General features: G+C 51.1%; 19 protein-coding genes. 6 read left to right on the top strand and 13 right to left on the bottom strand.

All coding sequences use genetic code 11. From position 1 onward, the window contains the following. Positions 1-131 precede the first annotated feature (131 nt). The 5 genes from artP (at position 132) to artJ (ending at position 3,968) form a co-directional block, all read left to right on the top strand. Positions 132-860 (top strand): arginine ABC transporter ATP-binding protein ArtP, encoded by a 729-nt coding sequence (gene artP, locus ACLJRS_RS00635; RefSeq protein WP_000027186.1) that lies wholly within the window; start codon positions 132-134, stop codon positions 858-860. A 17-nt stretch (positions 861-877) separates the two neighbouring features. After that, positions 878-1,609: an arginine ABC transporter substrate-binding protein ArtI gene (gene artI, locus ACLJRS_RS00630; protein ID WP_000756586.1), complete on the top strand. Its 732-nt coding sequence runs from the start codon at positions 878-880 to the stop codon at positions 1,607-1,609. A gap of 6 nt (positions 1,610-1,615) precedes the next feature. Continuing rightward, on the top strand, positions 1,616-2,332 hold the full coding sequence (gene artQ, locus ACLJRS_RS00625) for an arginine ABC transporter permease ArtQ (RefSeq protein ID WP_001001677.1): 717 nt from the start codon (positions 1,616-1,618) through the stop codon (positions 2,330-2,332). Continuing rightward, the gene (gene artM, locus ACLJRS_RS00620) at positions 2,332-3,000 is read left to right on the top strand and encodes an arginine ABC transporter permease ArtM (RefSeq protein ID WP_000895396.1); all 669 of its coding nucleotides are present in this window, start codon (positions 2,332-2,334) and stop codon (positions 2,998-3,000) included. The genes artQ and artM overlap by 1 nt, the downstream gene beginning before the upstream one ends. A gap of 236 nt (positions 3,001-3,236) precedes the next feature. Next, complete coding sequence (gene artJ, locus ACLJRS_RS00615; RefSeq protein ID WP_000737538.1) at positions 3,237-3,968, top strand: arginine ABC transporter substrate-binding protein ArtJ; 732 nt, start codon at positions 3,237-3,239, stop codon at positions 3,966-3,968. 217 nt (positions 3,969-4,185) lie between these two features. On the opposite strand, the gene ACLJRS_RS00610 is transcribed toward artJ, so the two are convergent. The 13 genes from ACLJRS_RS00610 to ACLJRS_RS00550 all read right to left on the bottom strand — a co-directional run bounded on the left by ACLJRS_RS00610 (position 4,186) and on the right by ACLJRS_RS00550 (position 16,394). Beyond that, complete coding sequence (locus ACLJRS_RS00610) at positions 4,186-5,673, bottom strand: sulfatase (RefSeq protein ID WP_000644030.1); 1,488 nt, start codon at positions 5,671-5,673, stop codon at positions 4,186-4,188. Between the two features lie 9 nt (positions 5,674-5,682). Then, positions 5,683-6,003: a PTS sugar transporter subunit IIB gene (locus tag ACLJRS_RS00605; RefSeq protein WP_000655399.1), complete on the bottom strand. Its 321-nt coding sequence runs from the start codon at positions 6,001-6,003 to the stop codon at positions 5,683-5,685. A gap of 29 nt (positions 6,004-6,032) precedes the next feature. Further along, positions 6,033-7,376 carry a PTS sugar transporter subunit IIC gene (locus ACLJRS_RS00600; RefSeq protein ID WP_000399323.1) on the bottom strand — a complete coding sequence of 448 codons (1,344 nt, stop codon included), beginning with the start codon at positions 7,374-7,376 and terminating at the stop codon, positions 6,033-6,035. A 282-nt stretch (positions 7,377-7,658) separates the two neighbouring features. After that, positions 7,659-8,789 (bottom strand): 23S rRNA (uracil(747)-C(5))-methyltransferase RlmC, encoded by a 1,131-nt coding sequence (rlmC, locus tag ACLJRS_RS00595; RefSeq protein ID WP_001149788.1) that lies wholly within the window; start codon positions 8,787-8,789, stop codon positions 7,659-7,661. 42 nt (positions 8,790-8,831) lie between these two features. Beyond that, positions 8,832-9,305: a YbjO family protein gene (locus ACLJRS_RS00590; protein ID WP_000505788.1), complete on the bottom strand. Its 474-nt coding sequence runs from the start codon at positions 9,303-9,305 to the stop codon at positions 8,832-8,834. Between the two features lie 73 nt (positions 9,306-9,378). After that, positions 9,379-10,224 carry a putrescine ABC transporter permease PotI gene (gene potI / locus ACLJRS_RS00585; protein WP_001061629.1) on the bottom strand — a complete coding sequence of 282 codons (846 nt, stop codon included), beginning with the start codon at positions 10,222-10,224 and terminating at the stop codon, positions 9,379-9,381. Continuing rightward, complete coding sequence (gene potH / locus ACLJRS_RS00580; protein WP_000105453.1) at positions 10,221-11,174, bottom strand: putrescine ABC transporter permease PotH; 954 nt, start codon at positions 11,172-11,174, stop codon at positions 10,221-10,223. The genes potI and potH overlap by 4 nt, the downstream gene beginning before the upstream one ends. A 9-nt stretch (positions 11,175-11,183) precedes the next feature. Then, a complete protein-coding gene (gene potG / locus ACLJRS_RS00575) occupies positions 11,184-12,317 on the bottom strand; it encodes a putrescine ABC transporter ATP-binding subunit PotG (protein ID WP_001000699.1) in 1,134 nt (377 codons plus the stop codon). Positions 12,318-12,404: 87 nt separating this feature from the next. Next, complete coding sequence (gene potF / locus ACLJRS_RS00570; protein WP_000125764.1) at positions 12,405-13,517, bottom strand: spermidine/putrescine ABC transporter substrate-binding protein PotF; 1,113 nt, start codon at positions 13,515-13,517, stop codon at positions 12,405-12,407. A gap of 348 nt (positions 13,518-13,865) precedes the next feature. After that, complete coding sequence (locus tag ACLJRS_RS00565) at positions 13,866-14,342, bottom strand: YbjN domain-containing protein (RefSeq protein ID WP_000624810.1); 477 nt, start codon at positions 14,340-14,342, stop codon at positions 13,866-13,868. Positions 14,343-14,437: 95 nt separating this feature from the next. Continuing rightward, positions 14,438-15,340, bottom strand: coding sequence for a 30S ribosomal protein S6--L-glutamate ligase (gene rimK, locus ACLJRS_RS00560; protein WP_000684361.1), 903 nt, complete (start codon positions 15,338-15,340; stop codon positions 14,438-14,440). Between the two features lie 57 nt (positions 15,341-15,397). Continuing rightward, complete coding sequence (gene nfsA / locus ACLJRS_RS00555; RefSeq protein ID WP_000075300.1) at positions 15,398-16,120, bottom strand: nitroreductase NfsA; 723 nt, start codon at positions 16,118-16,120, stop codon at positions 15,398-15,400. Continuing rightward, on the bottom strand, positions 16,104-16,394 hold the full coding sequence (locus ACLJRS_RS00550) for a YbjC family protein (RefSeq protein ID WP_001259137.1): 291 nt from the start codon (positions 16,392-16,394) through the stop codon (positions 16,104-16,106). Before ACLJRS_RS00550 ends, nfsA begins: the two co-directional genes overlap by 17 nt. A 169-nt stretch (positions 16,395-16,563) precedes the next feature. On the opposite strand from ACLJRS_RS00550, the gene ACLJRS_RS00545 reads away from it, so the two are divergent. Next, positions 16,564-16,827: a GrxA family glutaredoxin gene (locus tag ACLJRS_RS00545; protein ID WP_000495513.1), complete on the top strand. Its 264-nt coding sequence runs from the start codon at positions 16,564-16,566 to the stop codon at positions 16,825-16,827. Positions 16,828-16,851 lie beyond the last annotated feature (24 nt).

Genomic DNA, 16,851 nt, shown 5'->3' with positions numbered 1-16,851 from the left:
TATTTTGTGCTATGTTTAGGGAAGAATGTGGGATATATTTAACTTTTAACGCATAAATATTGCATAACTATTCTGCGAAAGGTACTATCTGCGGCTTCAATAGCTATCAGACTGCCTGTATACGAGTGTCAATGAGTATTCAATTAAACGGCATTAATTGCTTTTACGGCGCGCATCAGGCGCTGTTCGATATCACGCTGGATTGCCCCGAAGGCGAAACGCTGGTGTTGCTTGGCCCAAGCGGGGCGGGTAAAAGTTCGCTGCTGCGTGTACTCAATCTGCTTGAGATGCCGCGCTCCGGCACTCTGACTATCGCCGGGAACCATTTTGACTTTACGAAAACGCCGTCCGATAAGGCGATTCGTGAGCTACGTCAAAATGTCGGAATGGTCTTTCAGCAATATAATCTTTGGCCGCATCTCACCGTTGTGCAGAATCTGATTGAAGCGCCCTGCCGCGTACTGGGTCTGACAAAAGATCAGGCGCTGGCGCGCGCAGAAAAGCTGCTGGAGCGTTTACGTCTGAAGCCCTATAGCGATCGTTATCCGTTGCATCTTTCCGGCGGTCAGCAGCAGCGCGTCGCGATTGCCCGCGCGCTGATGATGGAGCCGCAGGTGCTGCTGTTTGATGAACCGACCGCCGCGCTGGACCCGGAAATTACCGCTCAAATCGTCAGCATTATTCATGAGCTGGCGGAAACGAACATTACTCAGGTGATCGTTACGCATGAAGTCGAAGTGGCGCGTAAGACCGCCAGTCGTGTGATTTATATGGAAAATGGTCACATCGTCGAGCACGGTGATGCGGGTTGCTTTGCCCACCCTCAGACCGAAGCGTTCAAAAACTATCTCTCTCACTAAGATTCGGGACAATGACAATGAAAAAAGTTCTGATTGCCGCGCTAATTGCAGGCTTTAGCCTTTCCGCTACAGCAGCCCAGACCATTCGTTTTGCGACCGAAGCGTCCTATCCGCCGTTCGAATCGATGGATGCTAATAACAAGATTGTCGGCTTTGACGTCGACCTGGCCAACGCGCTATGTAAAGAGATCGACGCCTCCTGTACCTTTACCAATCAGGCGTTCGACAGCCTGATCCCCAGCCTGAAATTCCGCCGCTTCGACGCTGTAATGGCGGGAATGGATATCACGCCGGAACGTGAAAAGCAGGTGCTGTTTACCACGCCATATTACGACAACTCCGCGCTGTTCGTGGGTCAGCAGGGCAAATACACCAGCGTCGATCAACTGAAAGGTAAGAAAGTCGGCGTACAGAACGGTACGACGCACCAGAAATTCATCATGGATAAGCATCCGGAAATCACCACCGTACCGTATGACAGCTATCAGAACGCGAAGCTGGATCTACAAAATGGCCGTATCGACGCTGTTTTCGGCGACACGGCGGTCGTGACCGAATGGCTGAAAGCCAATCCTAAGCTGGCGCCGGTCGGCGATAAAGTCACCGATAAAGATTATTTCGGCACCGGCCTGGGTATCGCGGTACGTCAGGGCAACACCGAGCTGCAGCAGAAATTCAATACTGCGCTGGAAAAAGTGAAGAAAGATGGGACTTACGAGACCATCTATAACAAATGGTTCCAGAAGTAATCTTTGATGAACGAATTTTTTCCTTTAGCAAGCGCCGCCGGGATGACCGTCGGCCTTGCCGTCTGCGCGCTGATCATTGGCCTCGCGTTAGCCATGTTCTTTGCCGTCTGGGAGTCCGTAAAATGGCGCCCGATTGCCTGGATAGGCTCCGCGCTGGTCACTATTTTGCGCGGCCTGCCGGAAATTCTGGTGGTGCTGTTTATCTATTTCGGCTCCTCGCAACTCCTGCTTACGCTGTCTGACGGGTTTACCCTCCATCTCGGCTTTACGCAGATCCCGGTGCAAATGGAGATTGAGAACTTTGACGTCAGTCCGTTCCTGTGCGGCGTGATTGCGTTGTCCCTGCTGTATGCGGCCTATGCGTCGCAGACGCTACGCGGCGCGCTGAAAGCCGTTCCGTCTGGTCAGTGGGAGTCGGGTCAGGCACTGGGATTATCAAAGACGGCGATTTTTTTCCGTCTGGTGATGCCGCAGATGTGGCGTCACGCCCTGCCAGGGCTGGGTAATCAGTGGCTGGTGTTGCTAAAAGATACGGCTCTGGTCAGCCTTATCAGCGTTAACGATCTGATGTTGCAGACCAAAAGTATTGCCACACGCACCCAGGAACCGTTTAACTGGTACATTATTGCGGCGGCTATTTACCTGGTCATTACGCTGATCAGTCAGTACATTCTCAAACGCATAGACCTGCGCGCAACACGTTTTGAGCGGAGGCCGGACTAATGCTTGAGTACTTACCTGAACTGCTAAAAGGGCTACACACCAGCCTGACGCTGACCGTGGCTTCTATTGCCGTCGCTTTGGTGCTGGCGTTAGTTTTTACCATTATCCTGACACTAAAAACGCCGTTCGTGGTGTGGCTGGTGCGCGGCTATATCACGTTGTTTACCGGTACGCCGTTGTTGGTGCAAATTTTCCTGATCTACTACGGACCCGGTCAATTCCCGACACTGCAAGAGTATCCGCTACTCTGGCATCTACTGTCTGAACCGTGGCTGTGCGCACTGATCGCGTTGTCGCTAAACAGCGCCGCTTACACCACGCAGCTATTTTATGGCGCGATTCGCGCGATTCCGGAAGGTCAGTGGCAGTCCTGCGGCGCGCTGGGGATGAGTAAGAAAGATACGCTGGCGATTTTGTTGCCCTATGCGTTTAAACGCGCCCTCTCCTCCTATTCTAATGAGGTGGTACTGGTCTTCAAAAGTACCTCGCTGGCCTATACCATCACCTTGATGGAAGTCATGGGGTACAGTCAGTTGCTCTATGGTCGTACCTACGATGTGGTGGTATTTGGCGCGGCAGGCGTAATTTACCTGGTCGTCAACGGTCTATTGACGCTGATGATGCGTTTGATTGAGCGTAAAGCTCTGGCGTTTGAGCGGCGCAATTAACCAGGCAGGATAAGGCATTCTCGCCGCCGTTCGACAATGGTCAGATGGCGCTGCGCTTATCAAGCCTACGATGCATAATTTTGAATAAATCTGACGGACAAGTGGTTAACCTGTCCGTCTTTTTTTACCCACCTTAAAATATTTAATCATTTTTATTGCATACAAATTCAATTGATGGCATTGTAAATCTATGCCGCAGACACGGCGCATAATCATAAGATTACGGGAGTGACATCATGAAAAAGTTAGTTCTGGCTGCATTACTCGCCTCTTTCGCCACTGGCAGCATCGCCGCTGAAAAAATCAATTTCGGGGTTTCCGCCACCTATCCCCCGTTTGAATCCCTGGATGCGAGTAATAAAATTGTGGGCTTCGATATCGATCTGGCAACCGCATTATGCAAGCAAATGCAGGCAGAATGTACTTTTACCAATCATGCTTTCGATAGTCTTATCCCGGCGCTGAAATTCAGAAAATATGATGCCGTCATTTCCGGAATGGACATTACCCCGGAGCGCAGTAAGCAGGTCGCCTTTAGCAATCCCTATTATGCGAACTCCGCGCTGGTGATTGCCAAAAAAGACACCTATAAAACCTTTACCGATCTAAAAGGTAAGCGTATCGGTATGGAAAATGGCACCACGCATCAAAAATATCTCCAGGATAAACATCCGGAGGTCAAAACCGTGGCCTACGACAGCTACCAGAATGCGATTATCGACCTGAAAAATGGCCGTATTGACGGCGTCTTTGGCGATACCGCAGTGGTCAATGAGTGGCTGAAAACGAATCCGCAACTGGGTCCGGCAACAGAGAAAGTGACCGATCCGCAATACTTCGGTACCGGACTTGGCATCGCGGTGCGCCCGGACAATAAGGCGTTGCTGGAAAAACTGAATAATGCGCTGGCCGCCATTAAAGCGGACGGCACTTATCAGAAAATCAGCGATCAGTGGTTCCCGCAGTAAGACGTATGTGATTAGCCCACCGTGTTGCGAAATGGCAGTATAAATACCTTATTCAGCCCACGGGCCGCCATCGGAAACTATCCTGGCCTGATAAGCGCAGCGCCATTGAGCATTCTACAGTTTGTCATCAGTCTCAAACGCCTGCATCAACAGGCGATTCGGACTAATACTTGCCGGGTGACGCTGACGCGTACCCGGCTTACAACATTGTTACGTTTTAGATAACATCCAGACCCAGACGGCGATACTGCTCCGCCGGAGCATCATTTTCTTTCATCAAACGGATAAGTAAGTTGCTCATCCTTGCTTCGATGGCCTCATCATGAATAGGATGTTGCTGCTGCGGATCGTCTCTGAGATCAAACAAGAGATGACCAAAGCTATTCACACCTTTATATTTTTCCCTGGCCGGAATACGTAATACCTGAAGCCCTTTAGTAAAGTTAAACGGAGGTGCCAGAGATAATTTTCCCAGTTCATCCACATCATAACGCGCATTCATCTTGATCGGCATTAACGTGTAGTTCGCAATGTCATGCTCACGCCCCGGCTGCGCGGCCCGCATATAAACATAGCGTCCGTCGGTAACATTAACATGTCCGCTAAACACGCCAAACAGCGCGCCTTCCCTGACGGGTTCATCACTGGCAATGACTTTCGCCAGTGGTTGGCCCTGCATATCTGCGGGAATAGGTTGCTGAAAATAATCCAGTAGCGTTGGCGCCCAGTCAATCATCTGCACCAGCGACTGCCGTCGCGCTCCGCATACCGCGCTGCGCGGGTCCCAGATAAACAGCGGGTTATTCGCCACCTCGTTATAATAGGGCATTTGATTTTTAGCCCACCAACCGTGCTCCCCCAGCAAGAAGCCGTGATCGGTACCGACAATCAGCATCGTATCGCGCCAGAGATCGTGTTCATCCATCAGATCAAGGATACGTCCCAGATTGCGGTCGCACATGGAAACCAGGGCCCGATAACGACAGCGAATATGCGCTATCGCCTCCTCACTTTCACTGACTTTGCCGCGCGGCCAGTCATAATGCGGACCTTGCCACTCATCTTCATAGAGCGATAAATATTCCTCGGTGGTATAAAACGGCTCATGCGGATCGAACGTCTCAACCTGCAATAACCAGTTATCTTCGGCATGATTTTTATGGATAAAATCGCACCCGGCGTCAAAAACTTTCGTCTGGGGAAAATCGGCTTCCTGCTGGATGTATTCGCGGTTCGCCCAGTCATGACGCCATAGCCCGGAAACGCCGCCTCCGGTTTGTTTTTGTGGAACGCGCAGTACTTCCGGAATGGGCGGCTCGCCAACGCTTGCCTTCCAGTGATCGCCCTCCTGACCGCGTACTACGTCCCAGGAGCTATAGCGGTTATGGTAGTTACCGCCGCCGTCTTCCCAGTAATGCAGATGATCGCTGATAAGATGGGTGTAGATCCCCGCTTTTTTCAATAATTCCGGCATGGAATCATCAAAGGGTTCCAGCGGCCCCCACTCACGATGCAGGAAATTATAGCGCCCGGTGTGCAGTTCCCGACGGGCTGGCATACAGGGCATACTGCCGACATAACTATTGTCAAAGGTGGCGGCATGTGCCGCCAGGCGTTGAAAGTTAGGCGCTTTCGTTAGCAAATCACCATAGGGCGGCAAATAGTTTTTATTCAGACTGTCAAACAGCAGAATAATCGCTTTCATGACTCACCCTCATTTGTTGAGCAGGTGCGGAAAATTTTTCTCTACCACATCGTAAATCTGTTTACCTATTGATTCGCCATCCATGATATTTTCAATGGGAATGAGATATTGTCCGTGTTTAGGATCGAGGCTAACAACATCAAGCAATTTTTTCGAAATCGCATAAATATCTGCCCAGTCGGTAAATCCACCGACCTCTCCCGCTGCCGTATGCTCCATATCAAAAGAGAAGTCATATTTTGCTAACGCTTTCTTAACAACAGTCTGTAACATTACGCTACTGCCTACACCATAACCGCATACGAATAAAATATTTACAGAATCTTTCATAATAAAATCCTTTATATAAACCGAATCAATTAAATGGAATAAGGACCAAGATGGAACGTTGAAGCAATAAATTTCAGTAATTCACAAATTGCAGGCCACAGAGTCGCCCAGTCAAATATTCCCGTCCAGCCCACACCTTCTTTTGCCAGCCCGGTTAAAGGAATGGCCCATACCGTACCGAAAGTCTGAATAATCCCTAACAGGAAAGTGCAAATAATAACGGAACGATATCCCCCCATTCGGTTGGCTAATACGCCGATGGGACCGCCGGAAAAGAAGAGCGGAACAAAACCAGGCAATACCATAATAGGGCTATGGATGAGCAGCAGGATGCCCATGGAAAAAATCGTGCCGAAAGTACAAAAGACGAATCCCAGCGTGGCCGCGTTAGGCGAAAAAGGTAATAAAGCAGCAACATCCACAGCCGGTATGGCGTTAGGAATAAAGCGATCCTGCCATCCTTTAAACGAACCGTTAATTTCACCAACCATCATCCGCACGCCCTGCAGCAAGATGACCATATACATAGAGAATTGCAGGCCCAGATTGATGATATAGATATACCAGGGTTTGCCTTTCGCCATTAACTGTACGTTATCGATCCCTGTCGCCAATAGAAAACCGCCAACGAAGAGCGTCATCACAATGGCGATTGCCGTCACGTTGTGGTTAAAAATGGCTAACCAACCGGGAAGTTTCAGGTTTTCGGCGTCATGCTTTTCCGGATCGCCGAATTTATGCGCGAATTTCGAGAAAAACCACAGTCCCAGCATCTGGTTATGCGCAATGGTAAAACCGGCGTTATTGGTCACTTTGGCGATGGGTTTAACAATAAGCGTAGTTGAAAACGCCCAAAAGACCCCGGTCAATACCCCGGCAATTACAATGGATTGTACCCAACCGAACCCCAGCCAGAAGACGATTAACCACAGTACTGCCTGTGAATGAGAGACCCCGGTATTACCGGTAAGAAATATACCTTTTGCGCCGGTATAACGGCCAAATAAAACTAATAACAGGTTAGTAAAAAACGCCAGTACAAAAACGTATCCTACATAGCCGAAATTATCGCCCAGCGCTATTTGCGTCGCGGCTTTCATGGCGTATGAATCCATTAAGTATCCATGCACGCCATAAGCCTTGCTGACTGCCTCTGCAACCGGTTTAAAAGTGGCTGAAAATTGAAAGCCGCCAAATAACACCATCATCAAACCAACCATCGCGCTGATCATACCGGTGATAATTTTTATAGGCGTCTTTTTATCCAGCGCATAGCCAACACCGACTAATATCCCAATTAATATTGCCGGTTCAGTTAAAAACGTTTGAATAACATCTATAAATTTGGCAAACATCGTCTGAACGCCCTCCATAAGCGTGCCTATTCGTTGTCATGATTGACCCCTTTACTGACGTTACGTATTGCTTCGCTGATGCTATTGAAAGTTACCCGATAAACCACCTTGTCTAATTTTGCCTTACACGCACTGTAATAATCAAAAGTAGTCATTAAAAGATTTAAAGTGATTATTTGTGATTTGATTTGCAAAAATAGGGTAATATATAAATACAACCAATTGAATTAAATAATCAATTGATTGTATTTATTATTTTTATGAAATAGTTAAGGGATAAAAATAAATATTGTGAATAGATTATATTGACCTGCGCAGTAACGTTAAAACCTCATAATGCGCGGTATGCGGGAACATATCGAAAAGCTGAACACGTTGAATACGGTAGTTCGGAAGATGGCGAATATCCTGCGCCATCGTCTGCGCGTTACAGCTTGAATAAATGATAAAACGCGGCGCCATTTGTGCAAGGTAATCGCACAACGGCTTGCCAATGCCGCGGCGGGGAGGATTCACCAATACCAGGTCGGGCGTTTCGCCTTGTGCGATGGCGAATTGGGTGGAATCCAGCGCCTGGAAATGAAGGCGGGTCAATCCCAGCTCGGCAGCGGATTGCTTCGCGCAGGCAATCGCCTCCGGCGCGATCTCAATACCGGTTAATTGCATCTGCGGCGTCGCGCAGTGCAGGCCGAATCCGCCCACTCCGCAAAAAAGATCCCACATATGGCGTACCGGCAGTTGCCCTACCCAATCGCGCGCCGTTGCATATAATCGGCTGGCGACCGTAGGGTTGGTCTGAAAGAAACTTTGCGGACGAATCCACAGCGGCACATCGTTAAAACGTTCCGCCAGCGCCTGCTGATCCGTCAGGTAGATTTCCGTCTCCCCTTCCATAATCGCCATATGTACCGGCTGAATATTTGCGGTGATCACCCTGAGCTGCGGCAGTTGCGCGCGCAGCCACGGTAACGCCGCGCGCAGTTGCGTAAGTTTGGTTTCTGAACGCAACACGAAGCGTAGCATCATGCCGCCATCGAACTGACTTTCCGTCAGCAACAGGTATTTCAGTTCGCCGCGTTTTCGCGCCACGTTATAAGGCGTGAGTCCGGCACGGGCAATAAAAGGTTTTAGCGTGCTGAATACGGGGGCAAAGGAGGCGGGATACAGCGGGCAAGCGCAAAGATCGACCGGCGTACCGTCGCGATGCAGCATCCCGAAGAGCGGTTTTTCTACACTACCGCTCACGACCATTTTCGCTTTGTTGCGGAAATGCTGTTCCGGGCCGCTAATCGGCGCGCACCACTGTTCAACAGGCAGCCCGGCCAGCAAACGATGTAAATCGGCTGTTTTTGCGGAAAGTTGTTCGTTAACCGACTGCGTAATCCATTGACAGGAACGGCAGCGACCCGCGTCATAGAGTGCGCACTGCATACCAAAAAACCTTCATATTATCCGGGGCGACGATTATACACATTATTGCAGCCGGAAGAACCGACGGCTGGGAGCGGGAATAAACAGCAGAAACAGAATTAAAAGATCGGGGAGTTTTTGCATGACCAGGGAATGCAGGATATCACGCTTCGATTCTCCCGCGATGCTAAACAACTCCGGATACCCGTAGCCTAACGACGCCGCCCACAGATACCCACTTACAATAATTTGTGTCGCCAGGTACACCCAGCGCGCCCAGCTACGGCCTTTCACCAGCGAAAACGCACAATAAATTTCAACAAAGACCAGCACTAAGCTGGCCAGAAAGACCAGGGTTAAGCTCCACGTCTGCACGCTGCGATGAATAAACTCGCCCATCCCGCGTATGCCGAGGGTATTCATAATCATCAGCACATCGAGACCGCGAATCAAAATAATCGCCATAGCCGCAACCTGCACCAGCGTAGGCACATTTAAACGGGCATGTGATGAGGTTGATTGCTTTATAAATCCCAATGAATGTCTTCCCTGAAAATGATGCCGCGACCCGCGCGGCAACGCATTGCCATAGTGGAAGATTTTAGTGGCTTCAGCCGCGTCTTGCACGCTGGATATCGCGAATCCGCTGTTTTTCCGCTCGCGCCATCAGGTACCAGGCAATAAATCCGACGATTCCTACCACGCCGAGGATTAACGTCGCCAGCGCGTTGATTTCCGGGTTCACGCCCATGCGCACGCTGGAGAAAACCAGCATCGGTAGCGTGGTGGCACCGGGACCGGAAACGAAGCTGGCAATCACCAGATCGTCAAGGGAAAGCGTAAAGGCCAACAGCCAGCCCGAGATCACCGCTGGCATGATCATCGGTAACGTAATGACGAAAAAGACCTTCAACGGCGCCGCGCCAAGATCCATCGCCGCCTCTTCAATCGAACGATCCAGTTCGCGTAATCGCGAAGCGATCACCACTGCCACATAGGCGGTACAGAAAGTGACGTGCGCCAACCAGATGGTCAGCATCCCGCGATCGGAGGGCCAGCCGATAGCATGACCGAGCGCGACAAACAGCAGCAGCAGCGACAGCCCGGTAATCACATCCGGCATCACCAGCGGCGCGGTGATCATAAACGCAAAGCCGTTTGCGCCGCGAAATCGTCCAAATCGCACCATCACCACCGCAGCAATAGTACCGAGCACCACCGCCATCGTCGCCGCGCAGGCGGCAATTGTCAGGCTTAGTCCCACTGCGCTCATCATGGCGGTATCCCGAAAGAGCTCGCCATACCAGCGCGTCGACCATCCCGCCCACACCGTCACCAGCTTCGAACTGTTAAACGAGTAAATCACCAACATTAACATCGGCGCATAGAGAAAAGTAAACCCCAGCACCAGAATCAGAATGCGCCAGGGCGAGCGAACGACCGGTAAGTTATTCATCCGTGCTCCCCCACACTTTTTTGCTGATGTTTATGGAACCACATGATCGGTACTATCAGCAGCAGCAACATAATAATGGCGACCGCAGAAGCAACCGGCCAGTCGCGGTTATTGAAAAACTCCTGCCACAGGACGCGACCAATCATGATACTGTCCGGCCCGCCAAGCAGTTCCGGGATCACGAACTCGCCCACCGCCGGGATAAAAACCAGCATCGAGCCGGCGATGATTCCGCCTTTGGTGAGCGGGACAATGATGCTAAAAAATGTTTTCAGCGGTCGGGCGCCGAGATCCAGCGACGCTTCCACCAGCGAATAATCAATGCGCGTCAATGCGGTATAAATGGGCAGTACCATAAACGGCAGATAAGCATAAACAATGCCGATATAGACGGCCAGGTTAGTGTGCAGGATCGTCAGCGGCTGATCGATAACCCCTAGCCACAGCAACACATTGTTCAGCACACCGTTGTTTTTCAAAATGCCCATCCAGGCATAGACGCGTATTAAAAAAGACGTCCACGAGGGCAGGATCACCAACAGCAGCAGGATATTGCGCGTGGAGGGCTTGCTGTGCGCCACCGCCCACGCCAGCGGGTAGCCCAACAGCAGGCAGCAGATTGTGGAAATACCGGCAATTTGTAACGATTGCAGATAGGCTTCGAAATAGAGCGGATCGTCGGTCAGTTGCAAAAAATTGCCGAGGTTGAGCGTAATCGACAACTGACCGTCAGCCCATTCCAGCAGATCGGTATACGGCGGGATCGCCCGCGCCATTTCCGCCAGGCTTATCTTAAAGACGATAAGAAACGGCAGTAAAAACAGCAGAATGAGCCAAATATAGGGCAAAGCAATAACCAGCTTACGCCCATGTTTCATTTGCATTCGCGCCAACCATAGCGCCGCGCCGCCAGGTTTACTGATGCGTGCCGGAGGTTCAAGTGTGCTCATGTTTCCCCCTTATACCGTCAGGACCACGCAGCTATCCGCTTCCCAGCACAAACGCACTTCATCGCCCCAGGTCGGTAACCCTTTCCGGTAACGGTGCGCATTCTGCAGTTGAGCGCTGATCATCTGCCCGCTTTTTAGCCGCACATGATAAATAGACAGATCGCCGAGATACGCAATATTCGCCACTTCGCCGACGGCGAAATTATAGCCATCGGCAGGCGGCGACTCACACAGCATGATTTTTTCCGGACGTAGCGCCACATATACCGGCACATTATCAACGACAGAGGCATCCGCATCGACTTTTAACGGATGAACCAAACCGGGCGCGTCAATGACCAGACCGTCCTCTTCACGCGCTTTCAGTAAGCCCTCAAAAACATTTACCGATCCGATAAATTCGGCGCTATAGCGGGTCGTCGGATGCTCGTAAATCTCCTCCGGTTCGCCAATTTGCACAAATTTTCCACGGTTCATGATGGCAATGCGCCCCGCCATCGTCATCGCTTCTTCCTGATCGTGCGTCACCATGACGCAGGTCACGCCGACGCGCTCAAGGATATCCACCACTTCAAGCTGCATCCGGTCGCGTAATTTTTTATCCAGCGCGCCCATCGGTTCATCCAACAAGAGCAGTTTAGGACGTTTCGCCAGGCTGCGCGCCAGGGCCACGCGCTGGCGCTGACCGCCGGAAAGCTGATGCGGCTTACGTTTTGCAAACTCCTGCATGTGCACCAGACCCAGCATCTCATTGACGCGGCTGGTAATCTCCGCCTTCGGCAGTTTGTCCTGCTTCAGACCAAAAGCGATGTTCTGCTCTACCGTCATATGCGGAAACAACGCATAGGACTGAAACATCATATTAATCGGACGCTGATACGGCGGAACATGCGCCAGATCGACGCCGTCGAGCATAATTTGCCCGCTGCTCGGCGGTTCAAAACCTGCCAGCATCCGTAGCAGAGTCGATTTTCCACAACCTGACGCGCCCAGCAGGGCAAAAATCTCGCCTTTATAGATAGTCAGACTGACATCATCGACAGCATGTTGCCCGTCGAATGACTTCGTCAGGTTGCGAATTTCCAGAAGCGGCGTCAGCGCTTTACGGGTTTTCACCTGCGGGCGGTGGGGGACATCATTCACAAGGCGCTCTCCGGCATAACACAATCAAACGATACAAACGGTGGAATGCCCGATAGCGCACGCTTATCAGGCCATACCGTTAATAAATTACTTACCGCTTTTCACCTTCGTCCATGCGCGGGTGCGGACGCGATCGATCTTCGGCTCCTGCACTTTCAGGGTAAACAACTTGGCCCGCACATCCGCCGGCGGATAAATTCCCGGGTTATCGCGCACCTGCTGGCTGACCAGCGCCGTCGCCTCTTTATTCGCATTGGCGTAGAAAACGTGATCGGAAATATGGGCAATCACATCAGGGCGCAGCAGATAATTAAGGAACTGGTAGGCCTCGTCTTTATTTTTGGCGTCAGCCGGCATGGCAAACACATCAAAAAACGCCATTGCCCCCTCTTTGGGGATCGAGAAAGAGATATTGACGCCATTTTTCGCCTCTTTCGCCCGGTTAGCGGCCTGCCAGACATCGCCCGCCCAGCCAATGGCTACACAAGTATCGCCATTAGCCAGATCGTTAATGTATTGCGAGGAGTGGAAATAGCGAATGTTTGGCCGTAGCTTCAACAACAGATCGGTTGCCGGGCCGGTGTAGTCATCCGCTTTGCTGCTATTCGGATCTTTATCCAGATAGTTCAGCACAGTGGCAAAAATTTCTTCAGGCGCATCAAGGAAAGAGACACCGCAGCTTTTTAGCTTCTCCAGATTTTCCGGCTTGAGGACTAAATCCCAGCTATTCACTGGCGCATCATCCCCCAGCACCGCTTTCACTTTATCAACGTTATAGCCAATGCCCGTCGTGGCCCACATATAGGGCATGGCGTATTTGTTGTCAGGATCGTGCTTCGCTACCAGTTTCAGCAGTTCAGGATCGAGGTTTTTCCAGCCGGGAAGTTTGCTTTTATCCAGCGGCTGAAAAACGCCCGCGGTGAGCTGGCGCTCAAGAAAACTGGCCGATGGCACCACCAGATCGAACCCGGTGCTGCCTGCCATTAACTTGCCTTCCAGCACTTCGTTAGAGTCAAAGACATCATAGATAACGTTAATCCCGGTCTCTTTTTCAAAGTTCGCCACCGTGTCCGGCGCGATATAATCTGACCAGTTATAAATGTGCAGCGTTTTTTGTTCGGCAGCGAGCGTGCCGACAGAGACGACCATCAGAGCACCCGCAACCAGACCCGATAGCCATTTTTTCTTTAAGGCGGTCATCATCGCTTTCCTTCTGAAATCCGTTAACAAATGAACCCATTAGGCGTGGTTTAAAACATGCCTGAAATGTGCATACCTTTTCATTTGATACAAATGAAGAAGAGAGGTCGCCCTCCCTGCCATCAAGCTCGCTATAGAAGCTTCGCAAGAATAACTTTAGCTAAGGTTTGAGGCTATAGCCCAGATTAAAAAACGCCTTTTATCAATTTTTTATGCAGGTTTTGTCTATGTGATAAAGCGAAATGGTCAGAAAGGAGGTGAATAATTCTTTAAATAAAGGTTAATAGCAGCATAAAAAAACGTAAACAGCAGCCGCGCTGGCAGCGACTGCCTGATTATCGGAAGGGATTAGTGAAGAAAATGGTCAACTGCGCTGGTTTTTTGCGCGTCTTCTTCCGCGTTAAACAGAAGCTGATGCGCCCCGGCCTCAAGGATCACCATAGAAATCTGCTCTTCACTTTGGCGAACAAACCATTCGAACTGTTCGTAGGTGACTCCTTGCATAACGGATAAAGACTGGCACACAACCAGTTTTGGTAGATTATCATCCTGCATATCGAGAAAGGCTTTTACCGTCAACGAACTGGCGTTGATAGCAGAGAGATCGGCCGCCAGCGGCAGCAACGCGGAAGGCCTGACCTCCGCCATCGCGGAAAAAAGAATGGTGTTGTCCACCAAATCGATTTTAGCATCGTAGACGCCGTCAAAATTCTGCATATGCGGCAAATGCAGCGCCTGGCAGGTATCACATTCGAAGAAATTCATGCCCAGGTCGTCGAGCCATTGACGCAACGTATCCAGAGTGGGAACGACCAGTGATATCATAATAATGTGCTACCTCTTACGATGACGATGAAAAATTACCGGCACAGCTTACGCAAAAAGCGTGCTTCGTACTACGGCGGAATCCACGATTGCGATTAGCCGCCGATTTTAAGGCAAAATTCAGGTGTAGCGTGACGTTCTATCCACTGAATCATTCGCCCCGCGATATCTACGCCCGTAGTCTTTTCGATACCTTCCAGTCCCGGCGAGGCATTCACCTCCATCACCAGCGGCCCGCGCGCGGCGCGTAAAATATCGACGCCCGCCACATCCAGCCCCAGCGTTTGTGCGGCTTTGATGGCGATATCCCGTTCACGAGGCGTGATCGTCGCGATGCTGGCCACCCCGCCACGATGAAGATTGGAGCGAAAATCACCGGCTTTCGCGCACCGCTCAATCGCCGCCACAACCTCATTGCCGACGACCAGACAACGAATATCGCATCCTTTAGCTTCGGCAATGTATTCCTGAACCAGGATATGGGCATTCAGCCCCCGAAACGCATCAATAACGCTTTCAGCAGCCTGACGCGTCTCCGCCAATACCACGCCGATCCCTTGCGTGCCTTCTACCAGCTTCACGACCAGCGGCGCCCCGCCAACCATCTTAATAAGATCGCTGGTATCATCCGGCGAATGGGCGATCCCGGTAATGGGGAGATCGATCCCCTGGCGCGCCAGAAGTTGTAGCGATCGCAGCTTATCGCGCGCGCGGGTAATAGCGACGGATTCATTCAGCGGATAGCTACCCAGTAGCTCAAACTGACGTAGCGCAGCGGTACCATAAAAGGTAATGGCCGAACCAATACGGGGAATAACGGCGTCAAAATGGGGCAGACGACGCCCCTTGTAATGGATCGACGACGCAGCCGGATTAATATTCATATAGCAGGAAAGAGGATCGAGTATCTCGACCAGATGGCCGCGCCGCATCGCCGCTTCGCGCAGACGTTTGCAAGAATAGAGCGTTCCATCCCTGGACAATATGGCAATTTTCACCCTGCACCTCGCTGAAAACCCTGAAAAGCCCGCGTATCATACACTGGCCCGCAGGTTTTAGCGCGTCGCCCAGCCCTGTTTATGCAAATATTCAAGGATAAATGGGCGATTTTCTTTAATCAGGGTGCGACGGATATGATCGCTCCAGGTATCGCGTCGCGTATTACTGCCGCGGGTCAGATAATACTCAGCCAACTGCTCGTCATAGCGCGCCAGCAGCTTTTCATCAAGCGGTTGATACTGGTTCTCATGAACCACAAGCTCGGCAGGCAGGCGCGGTTTCAGATCCGGATTATCCGCAGGCCATCCCAAACACAGGCCAAAGAGCGGCAATACATGCTTCGGCAATTTTAATAGTTCGGTAACAGACTCAATATTGTTACGGATGCCGCCGATATACACGCCGCCTAACCCCAGTGATTCCGCCGCCGTCAGCGCGTTTTGCCCCATCATCGCCGTATCGACGACACCGAGCAACAGTTGTTCGGCAAGCCCCAGCTGCGCGTCAGGACAGATCTGCAAATGACGATTAAAATCGGCGCAAAATACCCAGAACTCAGCGGCCTGCGCCACATGCTTTTGCCCGCCCGTCAGGGGCACTAACGCCTCGCGCAGCGCCCGATCGGTAATACGGATAATAGAGCTGCACTGTAAAAAACTGGAACTGGACGTGCTGCGCGCGGCGGCAATAATGGCCTCTCGCTGCGCGTCAGTCACGGGTTCATCGGTGAAATGGCGAATAGAACGATGGCCACAAAGAAGTTCAATGGTCGGACTCATTATGCTTTTCTCTATCTGAACGGGAAGAAATGTCGGGTGGACGTTTCATCAACTGCGGCGCCAGTAACTGCGCAATACGCCACATCATCGCCACCGCGGCGGGGAGGATCAACACGACGCCGAGGAAAACCATCAATACGCCAGCCAGCGGCGTATTGAACGGCGCGGGCAGCGTAAGGTAATGATTAAGCGATAGCAGAGCAAGCGCCAGCAAAATCATACCGAGGTATTCCAGTATCAGTACGCTTTTGGGTAACACGCCAATCGTGCGCATATCAAGCCTCCCGGTTAACTGACGCACAGTGTAGAACGTTCTGGTCCGGCGTGCTTAACAGATATAGCCCTGGGTTATCAAAGGAACAGGCGTAACCTGCTTTTCATCTGCCGTAAATCGCGGCATGATAACACCTGTTCGCCGTCTGGCTTTATGTTCGAGGAGAGATATGTTTACTGTTATTTTTGGCCGTCCAGGGTGCCCTTATTGCGTGCGTGCAAAAGAGTTGGCGGAAAAACTGAGCAAAGAACGCGACGATTTCAACTACCGCTATATTGATATCCATGCTGAAGGCATTACTAAAGCGGATTTGGAAAAAACCGTAGGTAAACCTGTAGAAACCGTACCGCAGATTTTTGTCGATCAAAAACATATCGGCGGCTGTACGGATTTTGAAGCATGGGCAAAAGAAAATCTGAATCTTTTCGCCTGATTGCTCTGGCAACGCCCTCTGACG

Origin of the sequence: Salmonella sp. SAL00670 (genome assembly GCF_046552235.1) — a bacterium.
Lineage (GTDB): Bacteria > Pseudomonadota > Gammaproteobacteria > Enterobacterales > Enterobacteriaceae > Salmonella > Salmonella enterica.
Note: the sequence above shows the minus strand (reverse complement) of the source record. Positions and strands in the feature narration are given on the sequence as shown.